The sequence below is a fragment of the Halomonas sp. AOP5-B2-8 genome (assembly GCF_052376475.1).
GTDB lineage: Bacteria > Pseudomonadota > Gammaproteobacteria > Pseudomonadales > Halomonadaceae > Vreelandella > Vreelandella casei.
This window is the reverse complement of record NZ_JBQSVS010000006.1, coordinates 97,691-120,870: the sequence shown is the minus strand read 5'-3', so window position 1 is coordinate 120,870 and position 23,180 is coordinate 97,691. Positions and strand designations below refer to the sequence as shown.

Below are 23,180 nucleotides of genomic sequence, written 5' to 3'. Positions count from 1 at the left end.
TGTAGCAGCGTGTGACTAATAGCATGCTGTCAGCGGGACGGAAAAGGACAAGCAAGCTCTGCCGACGATCTTCTCTACTGACGATTTTCTCAACTGACAGTGTCATGGTTCACTGTAATCGTTGACAGAGATTTTGTATCTAATAGGGAATATTAATCAACAGGAGTGAGCACGGTGAAGCTAACCGTACTGATTATCGGCTGTGGCGATATTGGGATCAACCTTGGGCGCGAGTTGCTGGAGGAAGGGCACCGGGTGATTGGCTTACGCCGCAACGTCGAGGCCTTAAAGGGCACCGGGATTAAACCGCTCGCGCTAGACCTGAATAGCCTGGAAGACGCCGACGCCTCAAGCCTTCCTCACGCTGACTATGTCGTGTATACGGTGAGCGCGGACCGCTTTGAAGAAAGCGCTTATCAAAGTGCTTATCCCGAAGGCTTAAAGCGCGTACTGGGCATCATGGCGCAGCACAAAAAACTGCCGCGTCGGGTGTTTTTTGTGTCTTCGACCAGCGTCCATGGCCAGCAGGAAGGCGAAGTGGTCAACGAACAGAGCCCCACCGATCCGACTAGCTTCTCTGGCAAGCTAATGTGCGAAGCCGAGCAGGCGCTGATAAATCATTCGCTTCCCGGCACGGTGATTCGCTTCTCCGGTATCTACGGCCCAGGCCGTGACCGGCTGATTCATCAGGTCGCCGAAGGTCGCGTGGCCGCGATTACACCGGTGATTTACTCCAACCGCATTCACCGCGACGACTGCACCGGCATTATCGCCCACTTGATTCGTCGCCAGGAAAGCGGCGAGCCGCTGGAAGATATCTATCTCGGCAGCGATTGTGAGCCCGTCACGATGCATAACGTCATGATGTGGCTTGCCCAGCAGTTGAAAGTAGCGGCCACTGAGACGATGCAATCCCCGTTACGCCGCCGCGCCAGCAAGCGCTGTGATAACCAGCGCCTCATCGACGCCGGCTATCAGTTCCGCTTCCCGAGCTACCGTGAAGGTTATACACAGGTGCTTAAAGAAGGCGGCTTCCTAGCGGTTAACCCCGTATAAAATACAGCGGTGAAGCGCAGGCAAAATTAATCGCCGATGATCATCACTGCTTCAGCTTCCACCTGGCTGCCTTTGGGCAGCGCTTTGACGCCGACGGCAGCACGGGCGGGGAAAGGAGCGGTGAAGAACTCTTCCATGACTTGGTTAACAATGGCAAAGTTATCCAAGTCCACCAAGTACAGGTTCAGCTTCACGATATCACTCAGTGAACCTGCCGCTTCTTCACACACGGCCTGCAGGTTGGCAAAGACTTGGCGTGCCTGAGCTTCAAAGTCTTCTGACACAATCGCCATGGTGGCAGGGTCGAGCGGAATCTGACCAGAAAGATAAACCGTGTTACCCGCTTTAATAGCCTGGGAGTAAGGGCCAATAGCAGCAGGGGCTTTGCTGGTGTTGATAACAGCCTTATTGCTCATGCGATGTCTCGCTCCTTCAGTGAATAATTAGTCGTTCGAATACGTCGTTAAAATAAGTACTCAGCCAACGCCACCAATAGCAGACGCTACCGATAGTGCATCAGTAGGTCGTGTATAGGGATTTTAGTTGGCGAGTCGGGTGATTTTGCCGACACTAGATAGATTACGGATCCGTTTGATAATCCGTGCTAAATGCACTCGCCCTTTCACAGACAGCGTCAGCGTGACCGTCGAAAGGTGTGCATCGCGTTCTTCAATACCAATACGTTCGATATTGGCATCCGCATCCGTGACTAGTCCAGCAAGCTCAGCCACAAGCCCACGGCGGCTCTCAATTTCAATGCGCAGGGCGACCGGGAAGTCTTCATCTATCGTGTCTGACCACTCCAGCGCGAAGAGCTTGTCGGGATCATTTTTATCGGCAAAGTTCTTATCAACAACGTTTTTACATTCGGCACGGTGTACAACCAAGCCCTTCCCCATGGAAAGATGGCCAACAACCGGGTCGCCCGGCAGCGGATGGCAGCAGCGCGCAAAGTTGATCACCATGCCTTCACTGCCGCTGATCACTACCGCTTTGCTACCGTCTTCGGTAGCAGGATGCACATAGTGACCGCCGTGTGCGGCGTCCACTAAGCGTCTTGCCACCACCTGCGTCATGCGATTACCCAGCCCCAGTGACTCCAATAGCGACTCTTCAGACGAGACATCCAGCTCTTTAAAGGCCCGTTTGAGCACGCTTTCGTCCAGTTCTTCCAGGCTGGTGTCAAACGGCGCCAGGGCTTTATTGAGCAACCGACGGCCCAACATGACGGCCTCGGTTTGCTGCTGATATTTAAGCGCGTGGCGAATGGCTGAACGCGCCTTCGCGGTAGTCACGAAGTTAAGCCAGGCAAGATTGGGGCGCGCACCAGGGGCGGTAATAATTTCGAGCGTCTGGCCGCTTTCTAAACGCGTAGAGAGCGGCGCCAAGTGCCGATCAATACGGCAGGCGATACAGTTATTGCCGATATCGGTGTGCACGGTGTAGGCAAAATCGATCACGGTAGCTCCCTGGGGAAGCTCCATGATGTCGCCTTTGGGCGTAAACACATAGATATCGTCAGGGAACAGGTCATTTTTGACGTGTTCAATAAATTCCAGTGAGTCGCCGGCATGGCGCTGCATTTCCAGCAGGCCTTTCACCCATGCCCGGGCGCGTGCATGGCTACCTTCGGCAATCGGGTGCGAGGTTTGCCCCGCCTTGTAAAGCCAGTGGGCGGCAATACCGTTATTCGCCATGGCTTCCATTTCGCGCGTGCGTATCTGCACTTCGATAGGCATGCCGCGTGAGCCAAACAGCGTAGTATGTAGGCTCTGGTAGCCGTTGGCCTTGGGAATCGCGATGTAGTCTTTAAAACGCCCCGGGACGGGCTTATAGAGGTTATGCACCACGCCTAAAATACGGTAACAGCTGGCCACATCTTCCGTGATAATGCGAAAACCAAATACATCCATAATTTCGGCAAAAGGCTTACGCTTATCACGCATCTTTTTATAGATCGACAGTAGATGCTTTTGGCGCCCAATCACGGTGCCATTGAGCCCATCGTCATCGAGGCTTTTTTGCAGCGACGACTGAATTTCGCGCATGGCACTACGCCGATGCCCACGAGCGCTAGCGACGGCGCGCTTAATGCGCTCGGCACGCATTGGGTGAATGGCCTGAAAAGAGAGGTCTTCAAGCTCGATGCGAATGGTGTTGATGCCTAGCCGGCCGGCAATGCGCGCGTAAATTTCCAGCGTTTCACGGGCAATACGGCGCTTTTTATCCGGGCGCAGTGCCCCAAGCGTGCGCATGTTGTGCAGCCGATCGGCAAGCTTGACGATGATGACGCGAATATCTCGCGACATCGCCAGCACCATTTTCTGGAAGTTTTCGGCCTGAGCAACCGCTTTGTCTTCAAAGGTGATTTGGGTAAGCTTTGATACCCCATCCACCAGTTCTGCCACCGGTTTACCAAACTGCTCGGCCAGGGCTTTTTTGGATACCCCGGTATCTTCGATAACATCATGCAACATAGCTGCCATCAAACTTTGATGGTCCATGTGCATGTTGGCAAGAATGTTCGCCACCGCTAGCGGGTGGGTAACATAAGGCTCGCCAGAGCGACGCCGCTGGCCATCGTGGGCCTGCTCAGCGTAATAGAAGGCGCGTTTGACCTGCTGGATTTCATCCGGGGGTAAATAGCCGCCGAGTCGGTCGGCCAGGTCATCAATGGTGAACATCTACCGCGCCTCTATCGCTTGCGTTATCGATTTCTTGATAACCGTTAGTCGTCGATATGAGTCGGTGCCATCGCAGGACGCGGACGCACAGCGGCTTCAACAGGCTCGTCCAGAACCGTGTGATCCACCAGGCCTGCCGCAATTTCACGCAGCGCCATCACCGTCGGCTTGTCGTTTTCCCACGGTAGCAACGCATCACGTGAGCCGCGCGCCAGCTGGCGAGCACGCTGGGTAGAAATCATCACCAGCTTGAAACGGTTTTCAACATTTTCAAGACAATCTTCAACGGTTACGCGAGCCATGGGAGCCTTCCTGTTATGACAGAACCAGGCCGGCGCCGTATGGAACATAAACGGGCCGACCCAGCGGAAAAACGCATTTAACACCGCACTTAAAACAGTATTTAAAAACGGCATTTAAAAACAATAGAACCGAACAGATTACTCGATTGCAGGCGCCTGTGACAAGAGCGCAGATAATAGCAAAGCGTGGCGCTCACTCATTAACGAGCGGCTTAAGCGACGGCTAATGACCAACGACTGTAATTCCTGCAGCGCGGTAGTGAAGTCATCGTTGACGACGAGATAGTCATATTCATGGTAATGAGACATCTCGCTGACCGCTTCGCGCATGCGTCGGGCGATGACCGCATGCTCGTCAGTGCCACGGCTTGATAAGCGCCGCTCCAGCTCATCACGCGACGGCGGTAAAATAAAAATCGATACCGCATCAGGCATTTGCACGCGCACCTGCTGTGCACCCTGCCAGTCAATTTCAAGAATAACGTCCTGCCCAGCCGTCAGTAATGCTTGTACCGCCTGGCGTGAGGTGCCGTAGTAATTATCGAATACTCTGGCATACTCAAAAAACTCACCTCGCGCGATCATCGTTTCAAACGCGGCCACATCAGTGAAATGGTAATTCACGCCATTCACTTCACCCTCGCGCTTCGCACGGGTAGTGTGCGACACCGATACTTGAATACCATCCAGGCTTTCGATGAGTTCACGCACCAAACTGGTCTTGCCAGCACCCGACGGAGCAGAAACAATAAAAAGCGTACCTTGGGACATGAAACAATTTCCCCAGTTTGCGCAAATAAGTTGCGAAAATAAGTTGTGAAAAATAAAGGGCAAAAATAACCAGAACGGCTGCAGGAAAGCAGCAAGGCCGCGCAGTATCGCACACCCATCGCTGCGGCTGTAGGGTTAGTAACAACATACAGGGAGGTAAGTATGCGCAGTACGCTGTTTATATTAGCTTTAATAGCGCTGGGCGTAGCCCTGCAAAAAGAAATTATTGAGCTCCCCCGCCACTGGGCGCCCTGGGCGCCGCTGCACGTTGACGACCCCATTACGCCCATCACTCAGCTCAAGCTCAGCCGCCTGTCGGATGATCGCACCGGCTGTCTGGCCGCTTTAGATACGGTCCCCGCAAGTGAGCTGCGCTACACGCCACTGGCAGATTACGCCCCCACCGCGAGCTGCCCGCTATCCAATATCGTGCGGATGCAATCAAGCGGCGTCGCCTTTAATCAGAGCTTCGTTGCCTCCTGCCCCATGGCACTGGCCTGGGTCATGTATGAACGCCACGCGTTACAGCCCGCCGCCGAGCAGTTGATGGGCAGCCGCGTCAGTCAGGTGAATCATGTCGGCAGCTTTGCGTGCCGGAACGTGTATGGTCGAGAAACAGGCAGGCGCAGCGAACATGCCACCGCAGAAGCGCTGGATGTCACCGGGTTTCAATTCGAAAATGGCGAGCGTATTACGGTGTTAAATAACTGGGATGATGAAGGCGCAACGGGTGAGTTCTTACGCGCCGCGCGCGATGGCGCCTGCGATACGTTCGGCAATATCCTCGGGCCCGATTACAACGCCGCGCATGCCGATCACTTTCACATGGGCATGCGCGGTTTTAGGCTCTGCCGCTAAGCAGTGTCAACCGCCATTTATTCGAGGTTGATGTCGTCTTTATCAGTAGCCGCACCGGTGGCAGCACCGACACCACCACCAATAACTGCACCCTGAACAACGCTACCACCGGTCACGGCCGCAGCGCCGGCACCCACGGCAGCACCAACGCCAGCGCCACTAGTGGCACGCTCGCCGGTGGTCGTGCCACAGCCTGCTAAAGCGACTGTCAGCGCGACAACTGCACCAAGGGCCAGAATACGTGAGTTTTTCAAAATTTGAGTGTGCATGGTCATCTCCTTATGGGTTGCTCCTTTTACACACTAGAAAAAATTTCGCACATTTACCATTTAATTATCGCTGTTCGATAACGAAAAATAGCTACGCCCGCCGGGCCGCAACGCCATAAGTACGCTTTTCCAGCCAGCGCCCTGCGGCAAAAATAACCAGGCCGCAAAGTGCTAATGCTGTGCCCACTAAGCCCGTACTCGACCAGGTAAAGCCTGCACTAATGGCCAACCCAGCCAGCCACGCGCCGAGCGCGTTTGCACCATTAAAAGCCGCATGATTGAGTGAGGCTGCCATGGTTTGGGCATCTTCTGCCACATCCATTAAGCGGGTTTGTAGCGAAGGCGCTAACGCCATACTGGTGCCTACCAAGCCGACACACAAAAGCCCTGTCCAAACGTTATTCGCCGCAAAGTAAAACAGCCCCTGAACAATGCCACACCACAGCAAGATGCAAGGGATTGCGCGCATGAGGTTTTTATCTGCCATGCGGCCACCGATTAAATTACCGGCAATTGAACCCAGGCCAAAAATTACCAGCACCAAAGGCCCTAGCGACTCACTCATACCCGCTTGCTGGGTCAGTGTTGGCATTACATAGCTAAAAATAGCGAACATACCGCCGCAGCCAATACAGGCCAGGGCTAAGGCAACTAACACGCGCTGCTTCAGCAACGCAGACAGCTCGCGTACGGGGCTGGCACCTGTATCCACGGGCTGAACCGGTACATAGAGACGTATTAGCAGAGCGGTAAGCAGAGCAATCCCTCCCACACCCACAAACGCGATTTGCCAGCCAAACTGGTTGCCTGCCCACGTACCTAGCGGCGCCCCGATCAAAATAGCGACCGTTAGACCCAGCATCACCCTGGAAATAGCGCGTGCTCGCTGATCCACCGGCACCGCACCCGCCGCTACTAACGCCGCAATGCCAAAGTAGGCACCGTGCGGTAAGCCCGCGAGAAAACGCAGTCCCACAAATGACCAGAAGCTCGGTGCCAGAGCGCTAGCGATGTTGCCCACTGCAAACACCAGCATCAGCACGATTAATAACAGCCGCCGAGGCGCGCGTGCGGCCAGCGCTGAAATTAACGGCGCCCCCACCACAACACCCAGCGCGTAGCTACTGATCGCGTAGCCCACCTGAGGAACCGTCACGGCTAAGTCGCCCGCCACGCGGTTCATCAACCCCATGATGACGAATTCGCTCGTTCCTATCCCAAACCCGCCCAGCGCCAACACAAATTCGGCCAGGCGCGGTTTGCGCGCCAGCCCTTGAGACGACGGTGCTGTCGAATCCTGCATATTTATCTCCTAGCGGTACCGCCCTGTTGGCACCTTGATTAGCGCAAATGATCGCAGGATTAGACGAAAGTATAAATACGCCGCGTTCAAAAAAATTAGCCGGCAAAAAGCGTTTGCCTGCCCTACTAGCGTTCATTGAGCTTTATCGACAGGCCTGTGCACAGTACTGTTCACTTAATCCTGTTCACTTAACTGTTTATTTCTTCAATAAGGCGAAGGCGATGACACTCGATACCATTGAGCACGCCATGGCGGCACTTGCTGAGGCCGACCCAGATATTGCCCGCGCATACCCATTGGTCGGCGCGCCTAGCCCACGTCAACGCGGCCAGGGGTTTGCGACGTTTTTCAGTACCATCGTTAGTCAACAGCTATCCACCGACGCGGCACGCGCGATTATGGGCCGTGTCAATACGTTACTGCCGGAGCTGCATGCAAAAGCGGTGATGGAAGTGGATAGCCAAGCGCTGCGCGATGCGGGGCTCTCCTGGCGGAAAATTGAGTACGCCAAGGGCTTGGCAGAAGCCGAACTCGCCGGCACCTTTAGCGCCGATGGGCTTGAAAAGCTAAGCGATGATGACGCCATCGCCGCGATTACCGAGCTACGCGGCTTTGGCCGTTGGAGCGCTGAGATTTACCTAATGTTTTCTCTCAACCGTCCGGATATTTTTCCTGCCGACGACCTGGCCCTGCGCGTAGCGTTAGGGCGCCTGAAAGGCATGGACGACAAACCCACGCCCAAACAGGCGCGCCAAATGATAGAACACTGGGCGCCTTGGCGCAGCGTGGGCTCGCTGTTTCTATGGCACTACTACCGGGGCGAGCCTTTGTAAGGGCTAAGCGTCCAACCCACCAAACTTGCCATTCTGATAATCCTCTACCGCCTGGGCAATCTCTTCGCGGGTGGTCATCACGAAGGGCCCATGGGAGTAGACAGGTTCGTCGATCACCTCGCCATGGCCAAACAGCAGGCGCGCGTTACTGCTGGCTTCGATGTCGAGGCTCTCGCCATCACGATCCACTTCAATCAGATGATGCGGCTTCGCGGATTCACCACTCACCGTGACATCGCCATCGACCACATAGAGAAACACCTGCCGCCCAGGTGTAACGGGCAGCTGCTCATGCGTGCCAGCGGGCAGTTTCAGCGTTGACATAAATACGCCGGTCAGCGTTTCAATAGGGCCAGCCTGCTCCTGCCACTGCCCGGCGATCAGGTTCAGCTCACCGCCGCCCGGTAGCGCAATAGCGGGGATAGACGCTTCCTGCAGTCCCACGTAGCGCGGTTCACTCATCTTCAAACGCGCCGGCAGATTGACCCACAGCTGAAGAATCTCCAGCGGGCCACCCTCACTCAGAAACTCCGGCGGCGAAATTTCCGCATGTACAATGCCGCTACCCGCCGTCATCCACTGCACGCCACCTTTATGAATCACGCTTTGATGGCTGGCACTGTCAGCATGGGCCAGCGACCCCTCTAAAATAAACGTCACCGTTTCAAAGCCGCGATGCGGGTGCGGGCCAAACGGCAGGCCACGGTTGTTGGCCGGATACGTTTGCGGGCCGTGGTGATTCAAAAACAGAAACGGGTCGAGCTGATCCAAACCAGGCCCTGGTAACGGCCGACGCGTGGTTAAATCACCGATATCATCGCGCTTGGCCGGGTGCTGGGCGATCACCTGACGCACTGACTGGGTAGTGTCTATTGGCATCATTTACTCCTTATCAATACTGTCCAGCATAAAACCTACAGCCGCGGATAAGGAGCGAATAATTTGCCACGTTTCATTGCAGGAAATTGTTAGTAAACGGCTCAGCGGTTTCCTCAAAACTCGGTCACCACCGTCACACCCGCCCCTTCAAACTTATCCATGTTCATCAATGCATCAATCGACTGTTCAAGGGTGATGCGTTTGCCGATCAGCTTTTCCGGCGCCAGCTTGCCAGACTGAATCATCGCCAGCATGGCATCATAACGATGCGCCTGCATGCCATGACTGCCGAGTATTTCAAGCTCGTTGGCAATGATCTTACTCATCGGGATGGCTGGCGTGCTGTGGTCCGCCAGCATCAGCCCCACCTGAATATGCTTGCCCCGTTTACGCAGATTGCTGATGGAATTAAAGCAGGTCGTCGGGTGGCCTAGTGCATCCAACGATACGTGAGCACCACCTCGGGTTATTTCCGCAACGGCTTCAACCACATTGGCCACCTTGGCGGCATTCACAGTGGCAACGGCTCCCAGTTGACGGGCCAGCGTAAGCGCCTCTTCCGAAATATCGATGGCCACAACATTAGCGCCGATGGCGCTGGCAATCATCACGGCAGATAGCCCCACACCGCCGCAGCCGTGAATGGCCACCCACTGCCCAGCCGATGTTTGGCCCTGATCGACTACCGCCCGAAAGGAAGTGACAAACCGACACCCCAGGCTGGCCGCGGTCGCGAAATCGAGTGTCTTCGGCAGCGCGACCAAATTCACATCGGCGTAGTGAATACCCACATACTCGGCAAAGGACCCCCAGTGGGTAAAGCCGGGCTGAAACTGACTATCGCACACCTGATGGTCGCCCGAGTGACACTCAGGGCAAGTGCCACAGCCACCCACGAACGGCACCGTGACGCGGTCGCCAACGCGCCATTGCGTTACATCTTTACCAACGGCTTCGACTACGCCGGCCAGCTCATGGCCCGGCACATGGGGAAGCTGGATATCGGTATCATGCCCCACCCAGCCATGCCAATCGCTACGGCACACGCCGTTGGCCATCACTTTCACCACCACGCCGTGAGGTTCAGGCGTCGGATCGGGCAACTGCTGGATACTCGGCGGGGCGGAAAACTGCTCAAAAACAACGGCTTTCATCAAGGTCTCCTAAACCGTATTGCTGTTTTTACTTTATAACTGTTTAAAGGGATAAGAAGCGAATTAGTTGCCGCTAACATTTAACCGCCCCACTACTTGAAACGAATTATCCGTGGGATGCACCACAATCATCTCGCCAGAGCCTACGCCGCTGCCCACCAACGCGGTGATATTCACCTGATGGGTAACCAGCAGCAAATTGCCCGGCCCTTGCCATGCGGCGATCTGCTGCTGGGCGGTTTGGGTGATTTGCGCTTGATCACCGCGCCCGCGAAAGAAGGAGTCTAACCAGGGTGTAGGCTCTACAGGCCCCAGCGCCATCAGTTCAGCGGTATCCAATGCCCGGCACCAGCGCGACGCATACACCGCCGCAATGGGCACTTCCCGCTCACGAAACGTACGACCAGCGGCTTGCGCCTGGGCGCGCCCCTGAGCAGAGAGATTGCGCTGGGTATCGCACTGCTCCAGAACAAAACCCGGCGGGTCGCCAATACCCGGGGCTAAGGAGTGGCGCATTAAAATGACTAAGCCGCCCTCTTTAGTGCTTGCCAGGTGGCGTCGTTTGCTTGGACGCTGATGGGTAGCGCCCCCAGCACAGCGAGCAGTAGGATTAAAGCAAGGTGGCGTAAGATCATGGGGTGGAGTTCTCCATCATTGGCAAACAAGAACCGCTCTTGCCACAGTTCACCTATTGTCTGGACAAGGGTTTGATATCTCCAACTTGCGTAATATGCGCCAGTTTTACCAGAGCTTTCCTATTCTCGACGCAGTACGTATTGAATTGGGTAGGTATGGCTGTCTGTTCCTGCTTAATTTTCCCCCTTAGTTGTCCGTGATTCGTTAAACTACCCAGCATTTAAATTTCGTTCATGAGATGAAGGTTTTAAAGCTAAGTCTATTGAATTCCTAAGGAATACCGTAATGCCCTTGACCCTTCCTCAACTCGAGCGTCACCTCTTTAGCGCTGCCGATATCCTGCGCGGCAAGATGGATGCCTCCGAGTTCAAGGAATACATCTTTGGAATGCTGTTCCTAAAGCGCTGCTCGGATGTGTTCGACGAACGGCACGAACAAGTCGTCAACGAGCAGATGGCTAAGGGCAAAAGTCGCGAGGCAGCCCTTGAGATAGCCGAGCAACGCTTCTGGTACAAGACGAGCTTTTACGTACCGGAGACCTCGCGCTGGGACTACCTGCTCAATGAAGCCCACAAGAACGTGGGCGATGCGCTCAATACCGCGCTTGGCGGCTTGGAGCAAGGCAATACCAGCCTGCAAGACGTGCTGGAGCACATCGACTTCAACCGCAAGGTGGGCCAGAGCAAGCTATCCGATAGCAAGCTGCGTGGGCTGATCAACCACTTCAGCAAGCACCAGCTGCGCGACCAGGATTTCGAATTCCCAAATTTGCTTGGAACAGCCTACGAGTTCCTGATTGGCGCTTTTGCTGACTCCGCTGGCAAGAAAGGTGGTGAGCTCTTCACGCCTCGCTCGGTAGTACGCATGATGGTGCGTTTGCTAGATCCCCAGCAGGATCATCGCGTTTACGACCCCTGCTGTGGCTCCGGCGGTATGTTGATCGCTTCCAAGGAGTGGATAGACGAGCATGGCGGCGATGGCTATCGGCTCGATTGTTATGGACAGGAGGCAGTTAATTCAACTTGGTCAAGTGCCAAGATGAATATGTTGCTGCATGGCATAACTACAGCCAACCTTCAAAACGGCGACACGCTGAAAAGCCCGCGTCACGTCAAAAACGGTGAACTGCAGCGTTTTGATCGTATTCTTTCTAATCCACCATTTTCTGTCAGTTTCGGTAGAAAGCACGCAGATAATAAAGATCACTCGGTATTTCAGCCAACCTTTCGCCGTGAGCGTTTCAAGTACGGAGAAGTGCCGCTGGGCTCGAAAAAAGCCGATCTAATGTTCTTGCAGCATATGCTAGCGGTGTGTGCCAACGGCGGCATAATCGCGACCATCATGCCACACGGCGTGCTATTTCGCGGCGGTGAAGAGAAAAACATTCGCAAGGGCATCATTGAAGATGACTTAATTGAGGCTGTGATCGGCCTGCCTCCTAACCTGTTATACGGCACGGGCATTCCAACTGTTCTTTTAGTACTTAATAAAGGTAAGCCTATTGCTAGAGCAGGTAGCATAATATTCATTGACGCTGCTCATGATTATAAGAAAGGAATATTTTCAAACGAGCTGCGGGAAGAAGATGTTAACAACATTGTTAGTGCATACAATGGCTGGAAAAGCCAAGAAGATTACTCAAAAGTTATTCACTTTGATGAAATTTCCGCTAACGACTTTAACATTAATATTAATAGGTACGTCGACAACTCTCCTACTTTAAAGCGAATTAGACAGCTAGGAGAATACCACAAAGAGTACGAAGTTTACGGATTTGACCATGAAAACCAGAGCTCTGCCGTGTTGGATATTTCTTCGGTGAAGGAGTTTAATTGTGGAAAAAACTCAATTTTCATTGGTAGCAAGCATGCAGGAAAAAAAATATATAGCTCAGTTAGTGAAATAAAAGAAGAAGAAAGGCAAGAAGACTATTTTGAAGTTCAGTTTAGGGAAGATATTCTTCTTGCAGAATATGCAAAGCTTTTCTTATTATCGGAGTTAGGCCAGCTAACAATCTTTCACTCCTTATCTAGTCAGGTAGCCTCTGTATTAAGCATTGAAAAAATAAAAAACTTTACAATTTACTTGCCACCTATTTCTGAGCAGGAAAAGGTAATAAGTTTAGCAAAAAAACTAGATATTGCTCAAAGAAGCCTTTACGAATACCGCAGTGAATTGATTGAAAAGCCCTCGCTTAGCTATAACATAAAAGATAAAGTAGATAGATTTGTACACGATCTTTCCAGCTTAAGCAGCATAGCTAGCATAAGATATATACTCGAAAAAAATGAAACTAAATATGCTGAATTTAAGCAGCACTTTTTTCTTAAAAATGAGCAAGTCTACGGCTCTTCAATTAAGCCAAAACGTGACAATGAGGAGCAGTTAAAAGTTATTAAAAATATTGCTTCCTTTGTTAACTCTGAAGGCGGAGCTTTGCTTATTGGCGTTAACGACCGAGGTGAAATCACAGGGATCAGTAAAGAAATGGAACGACTTGGTATCAAGAAAATTGAAAAATACATCAAAGACTTAGAATCCAGAATTAAAAACTGTTTAGGAAAAAGCATAAGCAAGTTTGTGAGTATCTCTAACGTTCAGTTAGATGGTGAAATTATTATCTTAGCAGCTTGTAAACGTTCTCCTAAACCCGTATTTGCAGATAACAAAGATTTTTATATTCGAAGGTCAGCAGAGTCTGAAGCTTTATTTGGTCATGAGATGCTGAACTATATTGAAACACATTTTAAGAGTTAATTTTCATGCCCCTGACCCTTCCCCAGCTCGAGCGTCACCTCTTCAGCGCTGCCGATATTCTGCGCGGCAAGATGGATGCTTCCGAGTTCAAGGAATACATCTTTGGAATGCTGTTCTTAAAGCGCTGCTCGGATGTGTTCGTCGAACGGCACGAACAAGTCGTCAACGAGCAGATGGCTAAGGGCAAAAGTCGCAAAGCGGCTCTTGAGGTAGCCGAGCAACGTTTCTGGTACAAGACGAGTTTCTACGTACCGGAAACCTCGCGCTGGGACTACCTGCTAAAAGAAGTACATAAGAATGTGGGCACTTCCCTCAATGAAGCCCTTGGTGGCCTAGAGCAGGGCAACACCAGCTTGCAGGACGTACTGGAGCACATCGATTTCACCCGCAAGGTAGGCCAAAGCAAGCTAGCCGATAACAAACTGCGCGGGCTGATCAACCACTTCAGCAAGCACCGCCTGCGCGATCGGGATTTCGAATTCCCGGATCTTTTAGGTGCCGCCTACGAGTTTCTTATCGGTGATTTCGCCGACTCAGCTGGTAAGAAAGGTGGCGAGTTCTACACGCCTCGCCCGGTAGTACGCATGATGGTGCGGCTGCTCGACCCGCAGCAGGATCATCGCGTCTACGACCCCTGCTGTGGCTCCGGCGGTATGTTGATTGCTTCGAAAGAGTGGATCGACGAGCACGGCGGTGAAGGCTACCGGCTCGACTGCTATGGTCAGGAAAATGCAGGCACCGTGTGGTCGATTGCCAAGATGAATATGCTGCTACACGGCATTACCACGGCCAACCTCGAAAACGACGATACATTGGAGCATCCGCGTCACGTCAAGGACGGTGAACTGATTCGGTTTGACCGTATCCTGACCAACCCGCCGTTCTCCTACAACTTCGGCAGCAAGGATGTCGACGATAGCGGCCAACCCGTGTTTCAGCCGCAATTCCGCAGCGAGCGCTTCAAATACGGCGAAGTGCCGCTGGGCTCGAAAAAAGCTGACTTAATGTTTTTGCAACACATGCTGGCAGTGTGCGCCGACGGCGGCATGGTCGCTACCGTTATGCCCCACGGTGTGCTGTTTCGCGGCGGCGAAGAGAAGAACATCCGCAAAGGCATTATTGAAGATGACCTGCTTGAAGCCGTGATTGGCCTGCCACCCAACCTCTTTTACGGCACCGGCATTCCCGCCTGTATTTTAATTCTACGCAAGCGGCATAGCATGGGAGCGCAACAAGTCGCCAGCAAACATCCCGAAAACCAGGGCAAGGTACTATTCATCAACGCGGATCGTGAATACTTCGAAGGCCGGGCGCAGAACTACCTGATGCCCGAGCATATTGAAAAAATCGCCGCCATTTATGAAGCCTTTGCCGAAGGCAAGGGGCAGGACGTACCCGGCTGTTCCAGCATCGTCAGTGTCGAGACGCTGCGGGAGAACGGTTACAACCTGAACATCCGCCGCTACGCTGACAACGCCCCGCCGCCGGAACCCCACGATGTGCACGCCCATCTAGTGGGCGGCATCCCAAAAGCGGAAATTGATGCCAAACGTCCGCTTCTGAATGCTCAGGGGCTCGATCCTGCAGATCTATTCGAACCCAAGTCGGGTGATGACGGTTACCAGCTATTCCGTGAAATGATCGCCACCAAAGCCGATATCAAACCGGCTATTGAACAGAACGCGAGCGTCATTACCCAAGAGAACGCGCTACGCGAGGCGTTTGAAACCTGGTGGCAGCGCCATAGCAAAAGCATCACCGCGCTGGCCCAGCACCGCGAATACGCAGCGCTTCGTCAGGAGCTGCTTAACAGCTTTACCGAGAGCCTGCGCCCGGTCGGCCTGCTGAGCGACTTTCAGGTTAGCGGCATGATCGCCGGTTTCTGGCACCAGCAGAAGTACGACTTTCTCACCTTGATGGCGCGGGACTCACGCGGGGTGGTCGATGCCTGGCGCACCAGTATCGTCACCGCTCTGGAAGACAAGATCGACAAAGACGACCCGCTAGAGCACAAGCTGGTTAAGTTCCTACTGGGCGGTTTTCTTGAGGAGCTGCAAACACTGGAGCAACAGCAAGCCGAGATCGACAGCCAAATTAAGGTCGCCGAGGATAAGCTACCGAAACAGGGCAACAGCGACGATGACGACGCGACCGGTGACAGCGAAGACTCGCTTAGCGATATCGAGCGCACCAAGCTGGAAAAGCAGATCAAGGTGTGGAAACAGCAGCGCACCGCCCTGGTGAAAAAGCTCAAGGCAAAGCGCACCATGCTACCCGATGAACTTAACAGCAAGGTCGACGGCCTAGACGACGCCCAGGCCGCCGAGCTGCTGCTTACCATTCTGCATCACGATATGAAATCCATCGTCGAGCGCTATATCGGCAACCAGCGCCAGTTAGTGGTCGCCACTGCGGAAAACTGGTGGGACAAATATCAGGTAACGCTCTCTGAGATTGAGCGGGCGCGGGACAGTGCAGCAAAAACGCTGGCCGGGTATCTGGAGGAGCTGGGGTATGTCTGAACAAGTTATTTATAGTCCTTTATCAAAATACTTGTCCGTAATTCGGAATGGTACAGTCTCTACACAAGTTTCTGAAATTACAGAATTTCCTGTTACCCGCATAGAAACTATTGCGGATGGCACTATTGACCTTTCAAAGATTGGTTACTTAGCAGATAAAATATCAACGTACAAGTTAGAAAAGTGGGATATTTTATATAGCCATATAAATAGTTTCAAACATGTTGGCAAAGTCGCTCAGTATGAAGGTGGGAAGGATCTTTATCATGGAATGAATCTATTACTCTTGAGGCCAAATGAGCATATTGACCCAAAGTATCTTTATTATTCTTTGAGCAGTTCACAAGCGAAGCGTTATGCACAAAAGGAGTGCCAAAAAGCCATAAATCAAGTAAGTCTAAACACTAAAACTGTAGGAGCATATGAATTTTATGTGCCCCCGATATATGAACAAAAAGTTATCGCCAAAATCCTCTACACCCTCGACACCCAAATCCGTCAGACCGAGGCCATCATCGTCAAGCTACAGAAGATCAAGCAGGGCCTGCTGAACGACCTACTCACGCGCGGCATTGACTCCAGCGGTCAGCTTCGCATGCCCCGCGAACAGGCGCCGGAGTTGTATAAGGATTCACAGCTGGGTTGGATTCCGAAGGAGTGGGAAGCTCTTCCACTAGGAGACTTATTATTTTGCATCGAAGGAGGATGGAGCCCAAATTGCACTGAAACCAGACCGGCCTCTGGAGAATGGGGTGTTCTGAAAGTTAGCGCCGTTACAGGAGGTGTTTATAAAGATTACGAAGCAAAAGCACTACCACACACTCTTAATCCTAAGCCAAACATAGAAGTTCGTTCAGGGGATGTAATATTAACCCGTGCTAATGGAAATCCCGACCTTGTCGGTAATACAGTGCTAGTTGAATTTACTCAAGAAAAGTTGATGTTGTCTGATAAATTATTGAGGCTAGTGCCTGCCGAAGCTCTTTCTGCTGAATTCTTGGTCTTTTTAATGTCTTTTTACAAAACTAAGGGACAAATTAGCATCTTAACAAGCGGAAGTAGCGGACAAAAAAACATATCACAAGCTCAAATAAAAAACTTGTTAGTTCCTAGCGCACCTTATGAAGAGCAACTTGCTTCGACAAAAAGAGTTAGGGCCATAAGTGAACGCATTTTTAAAGAATCTAATAAGTTGTCGAAAATGAAGCTTGAAAAAGCTGGCTTAATGGACGATCTACTCACCGGCCGTGTTCGAGTCACCGATCTGATCGAGCAACAACGCGCGAGCTAACCAGAATAAGGAGAGGCCGGATGGGGTCCGAGTTTCAACAAAGCGAGCAGCCGTTGATCGACCAGTTGGTGGCGATGGGCTGGACCTATTGCAAGGGCAGCCTCGACGACCCGGCCGCCACCGGGCGCGAAAGCTTTGCCGAGGTGGTGCAGAATAAAGTCCTGCGCGCGAAGCTCAAGGTAATCAATACCCGCAAGCACGCCGATGGCTCGCGAAGCATATGGTTGAATGACGAGCGGGTGAGTGCGGCAGTGTCTGCACTAACGCGGATTGCCGCGCCTGGATTAATGGAAGCCAACCGGGTCGCTACCGAACTAATCACCGAAGGCTTCGTAGTCGATGGCTTACCTGATTGGGACGGCGGCCGTTCACGCGCCATTCACTATATCGACTGGGACACCCCGGCAAACAACCGCTTTACAGTCATCAACCAGTACAAGGTGAAGTGCCCACCGGGCCACGATACGGCGAAGCAGCACATCATTCCTGATCTGGTACTGATGGTGAACGGTATTCCGCTGGTGGTGATCGAGTGTAAGAGCCCGAACTTGGCCGAACCGATGGCCGAGGCCATCGATCAGCTACGCCGCTACAGCGACCAGCGCTTTGCCAATGGCGAGGCGGGCGATCACGAAGGTGCGCCAGCCCTGTTCAACACTAACCAATTGTTGATGGCTACCTGCTTTGACGACTGCCGGGTGGGCACCATCGGCGCGGGCGCAAGCCACTACCTGCCCTGGAAAACGGTGTCGAGTGCGCAAAACCCGCATCAGAGTGAAACCGACGTTGCTAAGGCGTTCGACGTGACTAAGCTCTCGCCCCAGCAGCGCACCGTGGCAGGTATGCTGGCACCGGCTAACCTACTGGATATCGTGCAACACTTCACGCTGTTCATGACCACCGGCGGGCAGACTATCAAGCTGGTGTGCCGTTACCAGCAGTACCGCGGCGTAGTGAAGGCCATCGACCGGCTGCGCCACGGCAAAACACGGAGCGAAGACGGCGAACACGACCGGCGCGGCGGCATCATTTGGCACACCCAGGGCTCGGGTAAATCGCTGACCATGATGTTTCTGGTGCGCCGCATGCGCACCGACCCGTCACTGCGCCGCTTCAAGATTGTGGTGATCACCGACCGTATCGACCTGCAAAAGCAGCTCTCCGCAACTGCCTCGCTAAGCGGTGATCTGGTGCATGTGGCCAATAACAGTAAAGCGCTCAAGAAGATACTGCGCCAAGAGGGGCCTGGGCTGGTATTCGCGATGATCCAGCAGTATCGCGATGCCGAAAGCAAGGCCAAGGTCAGTGACTTTGACCAACTCAATACCAGTCAAGATATCCTGGTAATGGTGGATGAAGCCCACCGTACCCAAGCAGGCGACCTACACGCCAACTTGCAGGCAGGCTTGCCCAACTGCGCACGCATCGGCTTTACCGGCACGCCGATCATCATGGGCGAGAAAAAGCGTACCCACGAGATCTTTGGCGAGTTCATTGATACCTACACCATCCGCGAGTCCGAGGCGGATGGTGCCACCGTCCCAGTTCTCTACGAGGGCCGCACCGTGCAGGGGGCGGTGAAGGATGGTAGCAGCCTCGACGAGTTGTTCGAGGACTTCTTTGCCGACAGGCCCCCGGAAGAGCTGGAAGCAATCAAGCAGAAGTACGCCACCAAAGGCAACGTGTTGGAGGCGACGAAGCTTATTGAGGAGAAGGCGCAGGACATGCTGCGCCACTACGTCACCCACATTCTACCTAACGGCTTTAAAGCACAGGTGGTGGGCTACAGCCGTCTGGCAGCGGTGCGCTACAAGGCAGCCTTTGAACAAGCTCGCGATCAGTTGCTTGAAGAAGCTCACCAGCTCAGCCCTGAATTGAAAGCGCTGGATGATGAAGCACTCTTGCGCAAGACGCCAAAGCTACAGGCGCGCATACAGGCTTGGCGCTATCGCGAGCTTTTAGCACGACTGGAGTTCGCTACCATCGTTTCCGGTAGCAATAATGACGGCTCCGAGTGGCAACCCCATACCGACCGTGCTCGGCAGGACGAAGCGATCGCCCGATTCAAAAAGCCACTGCTGGCGAGCACGGAAAAATACGAATCCAAAACCGACCCTTTGGCCTTTCTGATCGTCAAGTCGATGCTGCTGACCGGGTTTGATGCGCCCATCGAAGGCGTGATGTATCTCGACCGCTCAATACAGGGGGCCGAGCTGCTGCAAACGATTGCCCGCGTAAATCGCACCGGTTTCGGCAAAGCGGTGGGTATTGTGGTGGATTACTATGGCGTCGCCAATCATCTCAAAGAGGCACTGGCTGCCTACAGCGATGACGATGTCGACGGCGCGCTTCGCAGCTTGAAAGATGAAATTCCAGCACTGCGTGATCGCCATCTGCGCGCGGTGGATGTACTGCGTTCAAGGGGTATTGAAGATTTACACGATGTCGAGGCCTGCGTTCAGGCGCTCGATAGCGAACGTGTGCGCCAAGAGTTCGGGGTCAAACTCAAAGCCTTTATGCAGAGTCTGGATACGGTTCTACCTCGTCCAGAAGCGCTACCTTTCACTGCCGATGCCAAGGCGCTGGCAATGATCTATGCTCAGGCTCGTCGTCGCTACCGCGACAGCACGGTGCTGGGCAAGGATGTGGGCGCGAAGGTACGCCGCCTGATTGACGAACATGTGATCTCGTTGGGGATCGATCCGAAAATCGCGCCGGTTAATCTGACCGATGCACAGTTTAGTCAGCAGTTGAATCAGGTACGCGATCAAGCCGCCAGCTACGGCCTAGATAACGAAGAATCGGCCAAGAAAGTCAAAAAAGCCGTTGCCTCGGAAATGGAGCACGCCATTCGCAGCCAAGTAAGCGAAAAGCTGGACGAAGACCCCGTCTACTACGGCAAACTCAGTGAGCGGCTCAAGGAGATTCTGGATGGGCTGGCCGGGCAGTGGGACGCACTTATTACGGCGCTTCAGGCCATCATTGACGAAGTGAATAGCGGTAGCACCCGTCACGAAGAAGGGCTGCCCGATGTACCCGAAACCTATCTGCCTTTCTATCGCATGCTACGCGAAGTTAAATGTGGCGATACGCCACCCGACCTAGCTACCCAATCCGACCTGATTCAGCTCACCGAGCATTTGGTTGAGCACATTAGCCATGAGGTGAAGACGTCTAGCTTTTGGGAGCCACATCGTCGCTCCATGCAGGAAGCGCTTGAAGGTGAGTTGTCCGAGCTTATTTATGAGAGTGAACTGCTGGAACTGGAGCAAATCGAGCCGTTGGTGGACAAGCTGCGCGACCTCGCCAAGGCGAATAGCTATAAGCTGGAGCAGTCATGACGCTACAAGTAGATGATCTGACGATTGCCGTGCGCGAAAGCGCGCAGCGTAGAACGCTGCAACTCACGGTCGAACGCGATCAGTCCTTGGTGCTGACCACGCCACCGGACACTAACCCGCAGAGACTAGAAGCCTTCGTGCGGCGTAAACAGCCATGGATCTATAAAAAACTGGCCGAAAAGGCGTTGATGCAGAAACAGGTTCGTATCAAACGCTATGTGCAGGGTGAGGGGTTTTTATATCTTGGCCGTCATCACCGCTTGAATCTGGTAGAAGCTCAAGAGACGCCACTGAAATGGCTCAACGGGCGCTTTCATCTACGTCAGGACGCTCGGCCAGAGGCACGGCGTCACTTCATTCGCTGGTACAGCGAGCGAGGTAAACAGTGGCTATGGCAACGCGTAAAGGTCTTTTCTGCTCGGCTGGAAGTAAAACCCACTGGTATCAAAGTGCAGGATCTGGGCTATCGCTGGGGCTCCTGCGGCAAGGGTGAGATACTCTACTTTCACTGGAAAACCATCCTGCTTCCCGCTCGCATCGCTGAATACGTTGTTGTGCATGAATTGGTTCACCTCCATGAACCCAATCACTCCGAAGAATTCTGGCTACGGCTAGAGCGTGCCATGCCTGACTATGAAACGCGCAAACTGTGGCTAGCTGAGCACGGAATGGATGTTGAGGGAATTTAGTAATGACAAGAAGCTGTGAAGCAGTGCCGCCCACAATTGGTAAAGAGCGTAGGTTCAGTGACTTCGTCGTATACGTCGATGAAAGCGGCGATCACGGTATGGCTAATATCGACCCCAATTATCCGGTCTTCGTGCTGGCCTTTTGTATTTTCTACAAGGGGCACTATCTGTCGAGCGTTGTGCCAGCACTGCAACAGCTGAAATTCGATTATTTCGGCCATGATTTGGTCATCCTGCATGAGCATGAAATTCGCAAGGAGAAAGGCGATTTCAGGCTGTTTAAGAACAGGGCCGACAAGCAGGCTTTCATGGGACGTCTGAGCACGTTAATTGACGACAGCAACTTCATCCTCGCCTCATGCGTCATTGAAAAGCATCGACTGAGTAGTCGCGATGAGCAGGATAACCCGTATCATTTGGCGCTACGTCATTGTTTAGAGACGCTCTTTGATCTCGTCAAAGAGAAGGGTCAGGAGGATCTCGTCACCCATGTCATCGTTGAGAAACGCGGAGCAAAGGAAGACGATGAACTGGAGCTGGAGTTTCGCCGTATTTGTGATGGTGACAATAAATATCAGCGTGACTTACCGTTTAGTATCCGTATGGCAGCAAAAGCAAGTAACTCTGCAGGTTTACAGTTGGCAGATTTAGTAGCGCGCCCCATCGGACGACATGTACTTGATCCAGCGCAGCCTAATCAGGCATTCGATGTATTGAGAAGTAAATTTTACTGCGAAGGCGGACGACAGGCAGTAGGGGATGGCTACGATCAATGGGGGCTGAAACACTTTCCTTAATAGTTTGTATCGTCTAGGCAGCGAAAAACCCCGATGAAACTCACCGAGGTTTAGACGCCGACCGGGCACTCCCAGTCCACTTGTTGGACATTTTGGATACTCTATACACTAAAGTCAATTTTTACCGTCTTCACTCAACATTCTGAATCTGCTCCCGCATCTGCTCGATCAACACCTTTAGCTCTACCGCACAGCGGGTCGTCTCAGCGACCACAGATTTCGACGAGAGCGTGTTGGCTTCGCGGTTAAGCTCCTGCATCAGGAAATCCAGGCGGCGGCCTTTAGGGCCTTTCTGGGCGAGCTGGTGGCGCACTTCGTCGATGTGCGCGGTTAGGCGGTCCAGTTCTTCGTCTACGTCGGCTTTTTGCGCCACCAGCACCAGCTCGGCTTCCAGGCGTTGCGGGTCGAGTTCGGTCTTGGCGACCTCCAAACGCTCCAGCAATTGAGCGCGCTGGCGCTCCAGAATCTGCGGCAGCAGGCTTTTGACGGTAGCGACCTGCTCGCTTACCGCTGTCAGGCGAGAGGTGATCATCTCGGCGAGCTTTTCACCTTCACGGGCGCGCGCGTCGATCAGTTCATTCAACGCCTGGTCGAACAGAGTTTTAGCAGCGGCTTTGATGGCGTCTTGATCCAGGTGTTGGGTTTCCATTACGCCGGGCTGATTGAGAAGCGCGAGCGTGGTGGACGGCACGGCGCTGGGCACCTGCTGCTGAATGGCGACTAGGGCGTCGGCAATCTCTTTTAACCGCTGGGCGTTCACCGCCGGCGCTTGAGCAGTTTCGGAACTCTCGAACCGCAAGCTGCACTCCACTTTGCCACGGGCCAGGCGAGTACGCAGTGCTTCGCGCAGCACCGGTTCTAAATCCCGTAGGCTTTCATGTAGGCGGAAATGTGGCTCTAGGTAGCGCTGATTAACCGAGCGAATTTCGACCTGCAGGGTGCCAAAGGGGGCGGCCTGCTCGGTGCGGGCGAAGGCGGTCATGCTGTGCGTCATTGAATAACCTGTAGAGAGATTGGCGTGATGGAAGTGTAGAGCAT

19 protein-coding genes are annotated in these 23,180 nt (G+C 53.3%); 9 read left to right on the top strand and 10 right to left on the bottom strand.

Annotated elements, in window-relative coordinates; genetic code table 11:
• The first annotated feature begins 174 nt into the window (after positions 1-174).
• The gene (locus ACT3RP_RS14815) at positions 175-1,056 is read left to right on the top strand and encodes an SDR family oxidoreductase (RefSeq protein WP_096276859.1); all 882 of its coding nucleotides are present in this window, start codon (positions 175-177) and stop codon (positions 1,054-1,056) included.
• A gap of 26 nt (positions 1,057-1,082) precedes the next feature.
• On the opposite strand, the gene ACT3RP_RS14810 is transcribed toward ACT3RP_RS14815, so the two are convergent.
• From ACT3RP_RS14810 to gmk, 4 genes are all read right to left on the bottom strand, one after another.
• Positions 1,083-1,472, bottom strand: coding sequence for a RidA family protein (locus ACT3RP_RS14810; protein WP_096276857.1), 390 nt, complete (start codon positions 1,470-1,472; stop codon positions 1,083-1,085).
• Between the two features lie 123 nt (positions 1,473-1,595).
• Complete coding sequence (locus tag ACT3RP_RS14805; protein WP_096276855.1) at positions 1,596-3,740, bottom strand: RelA/SpoT family protein; 2,145 nt, start codon at positions 3,738-3,740, stop codon at positions 1,596-1,598.
• A 44-nt stretch (positions 3,741-3,784) separates the two neighbouring features.
• Entirely contained in the window at positions 3,785-4,042 is a 258-nt protein-coding gene (rpoZ, locus tag ACT3RP_RS14800) for a DNA-directed RNA polymerase subunit omega (RefSeq protein ID WP_007112267.1), read from the bottom strand.
• 138 nt (positions 4,043-4,180) lie between these two features.
• Complete coding sequence (gene gmk, locus ACT3RP_RS14795) at positions 4,181-4,813, bottom strand: guanylate kinase (RefSeq protein WP_096276853.1); 633 nt, start codon at positions 4,811-4,813, stop codon at positions 4,181-4,183.
• 162 nt (positions 4,814-4,975) lie between these two features.
• Between gmk and ACT3RP_RS14790 the strand changes: the two genes are divergently transcribed.
• The gene (locus ACT3RP_RS14790; RefSeq protein WP_192536018.1) at positions 4,976-5,671 is read left to right on the top strand and encodes an extensin-like domain-containing protein; all 696 of its coding nucleotides are present in this window, start codon (positions 4,976-4,978) and stop codon (positions 5,669-5,671) included.
• Positions 5,672-5,688: 17 nt separating this feature from the next.
• Here ACT3RP_RS14790 and ACT3RP_RS14785 read toward each other — a convergent pair whose 3' ends face one another.
• Positions 5,689-5,940, bottom strand: coding sequence for a YMGG-like glycine zipper-containing protein (locus ACT3RP_RS14785; RefSeq protein ID WP_192536019.1), 252 nt, complete (start codon positions 5,938-5,940; stop codon positions 5,689-5,691).
• A 91-nt stretch (positions 5,941-6,031) separates the two neighbouring features.
• Entirely contained in the window at positions 6,032-7,243 is a 1,212-nt protein-coding gene (locus ACT3RP_RS14780; RefSeq protein ID WP_192536020.1) for an MFS transporter, read from the bottom strand.
• A gap of 221 nt (positions 7,244-7,464) precedes the next feature.
• Here ACT3RP_RS14780 and ACT3RP_RS14775 point away from each other — a divergent pair, with 221 nt between their 5' ends.
• Complete coding sequence (locus ACT3RP_RS14775) at positions 7,465-8,076, top strand: DNA-3-methyladenine glycosylase family protein (RefSeq protein ID WP_192536021.1); 612 nt, start codon at positions 7,465-7,467, stop codon at positions 8,074-8,076.
• Positions 8,077-8,079: 3 nt separating this feature from the next.
• On the opposite strand, the gene ACT3RP_RS14770 is transcribed toward ACT3RP_RS14775, so the two are convergent.
• The 3 genes from ACT3RP_RS14770 to ACT3RP_RS14760 all read right to left on the bottom strand — a co-directional run bounded on the left by ACT3RP_RS14770 (position 8,080) and on the right by ACT3RP_RS14760 (position 10,625).
• On the bottom strand, positions 8,080-8,955 hold the full coding sequence (locus tag ACT3RP_RS14770) for a pirin family protein (protein WP_192536022.1): 876 nt from the start codon (positions 8,953-8,955) through the stop codon (positions 8,080-8,082).
• A 113-nt stretch (positions 8,956-9,068) separates the two neighbouring features.
• Complete coding sequence (locus tag ACT3RP_RS14765; protein WP_192536023.1) at positions 9,069-10,109, bottom strand: zinc-dependent alcohol dehydrogenase family protein; 1,041 nt, start codon at positions 10,107-10,109, stop codon at positions 9,069-9,071.
• A gap of 63 nt (positions 10,110-10,172) precedes the next feature.
• Positions 10,173-10,625 (bottom strand): histidine phosphatase family protein, encoded by a 453-nt coding sequence (locus tag ACT3RP_RS14760; RefSeq protein WP_225734385.1) that lies wholly within the window; start codon positions 10,623-10,625, stop codon positions 10,173-10,175.
• Positions 10,626-11,030: 405 nt separating this feature from the next.
• Between ACT3RP_RS14760 and ACT3RP_RS14755 the strand changes: the two genes are divergently transcribed.
• The 6 genes from ACT3RP_RS14755 to ACT3RP_RS14730 are packed head-to-tail and all read left to right on the top strand — an operon-like array spanning position 11,031 to position 22,142.
• Positions 11,031-13,502, top strand: a complete 2,472-nt coding sequence (locus ACT3RP_RS14755) for an N-6 DNA methylase (protein ID WP_192536024.1) — start codon at positions 11,031-11,033, stop codon at positions 13,500-13,502.
• 5 nt (positions 13,503-13,507) lie between these two features.
• Positions 13,508-16,024, top strand: a complete 2,517-nt coding sequence (locus tag ACT3RP_RS14750; protein ID WP_192536025.1) for a type I restriction-modification system subunit M — start codon at positions 13,508-13,510, stop codon at positions 16,022-16,024.
• The gene (locus ACT3RP_RS14745; RefSeq protein ID WP_192536026.1) at positions 16,017-17,315 is read left to right on the top strand and encodes a restriction endonuclease subunit S; all 1,299 of its coding nucleotides are present in this window, start codon (positions 16,017-16,019) and stop codon (positions 17,313-17,315) included. The genes ACT3RP_RS14750 and ACT3RP_RS14745 overlap by 8 nt, the downstream gene beginning before the upstream one ends.
• Before the next feature lie 20 nt (positions 17,316-17,335).
• Positions 17,336-20,656 (top strand): type I restriction endonuclease subunit R, encoded by a 3,321-nt coding sequence (locus ACT3RP_RS14740; RefSeq protein WP_192536027.1) that lies wholly within the window; start codon positions 17,336-17,338, stop codon positions 20,654-20,656.
• The gene (locus tag ACT3RP_RS14735; RefSeq protein ID WP_192536028.1) at positions 20,653-21,345 is read left to right on the top strand and encodes a M48 family metallopeptidase; all 693 of its coding nucleotides are present in this window, start codon (positions 20,653-20,655) and stop codon (positions 21,343-21,345) included. Before ACT3RP_RS14740 ends, ACT3RP_RS14735 begins: the two co-directional genes overlap by 4 nt.
• A 2-nt stretch (positions 21,346-21,347) precedes the next feature.
• The gene (locus ACT3RP_RS14730; RefSeq protein ID WP_192536029.1) at positions 21,348-22,142 is read left to right on the top strand and encodes a DUF3800 domain-containing protein; all 795 of its coding nucleotides are present in this window, start codon (positions 21,348-21,350) and stop codon (positions 22,140-22,142) included.
• Positions 22,143-22,272: 130 nt separating this feature from the next.
• On the opposite strand, the gene ACT3RP_RS14725 is transcribed toward ACT3RP_RS14730, so the two are convergent.
• Positions 22,273-23,136 (bottom strand): YicC/YloC family endoribonuclease, encoded by an 864-nt coding sequence (locus ACT3RP_RS14725; protein WP_192536030.1) that lies wholly within the window; start codon positions 23,134-23,136, stop codon positions 22,273-22,275.
• Positions 23,137-23,180: the final 44 nt, after the last annotated feature.

Excerpts from the sequence above, each read along its gene's own strand:
- ACT3RP_RS14810 (WP_096276857.1), bottom strand. The coding sequence starts at position 1,472 with ATGAGCAATAAGGCTGTTATCAACACCAGCAAAGCCCCTGCTGCTATT.
- ACT3RP_RS14805 (WP_096276855.1), bottom strand. The coding sequence starts at position 3,740 with ATGTTCACCATTGATGACCTGGCCGACCGACTCGGCGGCTATTTACCC.
- rpoZ (WP_007112267.1), bottom strand. The coding sequence starts at position 4,042 with ATGGCTCGCGTAACCGTTGAAGATTGTCTTGAAAATGTTGAAAACCGT.
- gmk (WP_096276853.1), bottom strand. The coding sequence starts at position 4,813 with ATGTCCCAAGGTACGCTTTTTATTGTTTCTGCTCCGTCGGGTGCTGGC.
- ACT3RP_RS14790 (WP_192536018.1), top strand. The coding sequence starts at position 4,976 with ATGCGCAGTACGCTGTTTATATTAGCTTTAATAGCGCTGGGCGTAGCC.
- ACT3RP_RS14785 (WP_192536019.1), bottom strand. The coding sequence starts at position 5,940 with ATGCACACTCAAATTTTGAAAAACTCACGTATTCTGGCCCTTGGTGCA.
- ACT3RP_RS14780 (WP_192536020.1), bottom strand. The coding sequence starts at position 7,243 with ATGCAGGATTCGACAGCACCGTCGTCTCAAGGGCTGGCGCGCAAACCG.
- ACT3RP_RS14775 (WP_192536021.1), top strand. The coding sequence starts at position 7,465 with ATGACACTCGATACCATTGAGCACGCCATGGCGGCACTTGCTGAGGCC.
- ACT3RP_RS14770 (WP_192536022.1), bottom strand. The coding sequence starts at position 8,955 with ATGCCAATAGACACTACCCAGTCAGTGCGTCAGGTGATCGCCCAGCAC.
- ACT3RP_RS14765 (WP_192536023.1), bottom strand. The coding sequence starts at position 10,109 with ATGAAAGCCGTTGTTTTTGAGCAGTTTTCCGCCCCGCCGAGTATCCAG.
- ACT3RP_RS14760 (WP_225734385.1), bottom strand. The coding sequence starts at position 10,625 with ATGCGCCACTCCTTAGCCCCGGGTATTGGCGACCCGCCGGGTTTTGTT.
- ACT3RP_RS14755 (WP_192536024.1), top strand. The coding sequence starts at position 11,031 with ATGCCCTTGACCCTTCCTCAACTCGAGCGTCACCTCTTTAGCGCTGCC.
- ACT3RP_RS14750 (WP_192536025.1), top strand. The coding sequence starts at position 13,508 with ATGCCCCTGACCCTTCCCCAGCTCGAGCGTCACCTCTTCAGCGCTGCC.
- ACT3RP_RS14745 (WP_192536026.1), top strand. The coding sequence starts at position 16,017 with ATGTCTGAACAAGTTATTTATAGTCCTTTATCAAAATACTTGTCCGTA.
- ACT3RP_RS14740 (WP_192536027.1), top strand. The coding sequence starts at position 17,336 with ATGGGGTCCGAGTTTCAACAAAGCGAGCAGCCGTTGATCGACCAGTTG.
- ACT3RP_RS14735 (WP_192536028.1), top strand. The coding sequence starts at position 20,653 with ATGACGCTACAAGTAGATGATCTGACGATTGCCGTGCGCGAAAGCGCG.
- ACT3RP_RS14730 (WP_192536029.1), top strand. The coding sequence starts at position 21,348 with ATGACAAGAAGCTGTGAAGCAGTGCCGCCCACAATTGGTAAAGAGCGT.
- ACT3RP_RS14725 (WP_192536030.1), bottom strand. The coding sequence starts at position 23,136 with ATGACGCACAGCATGACCGCCTTCGCCCGCACCGAGCAGGCCGCCCCC.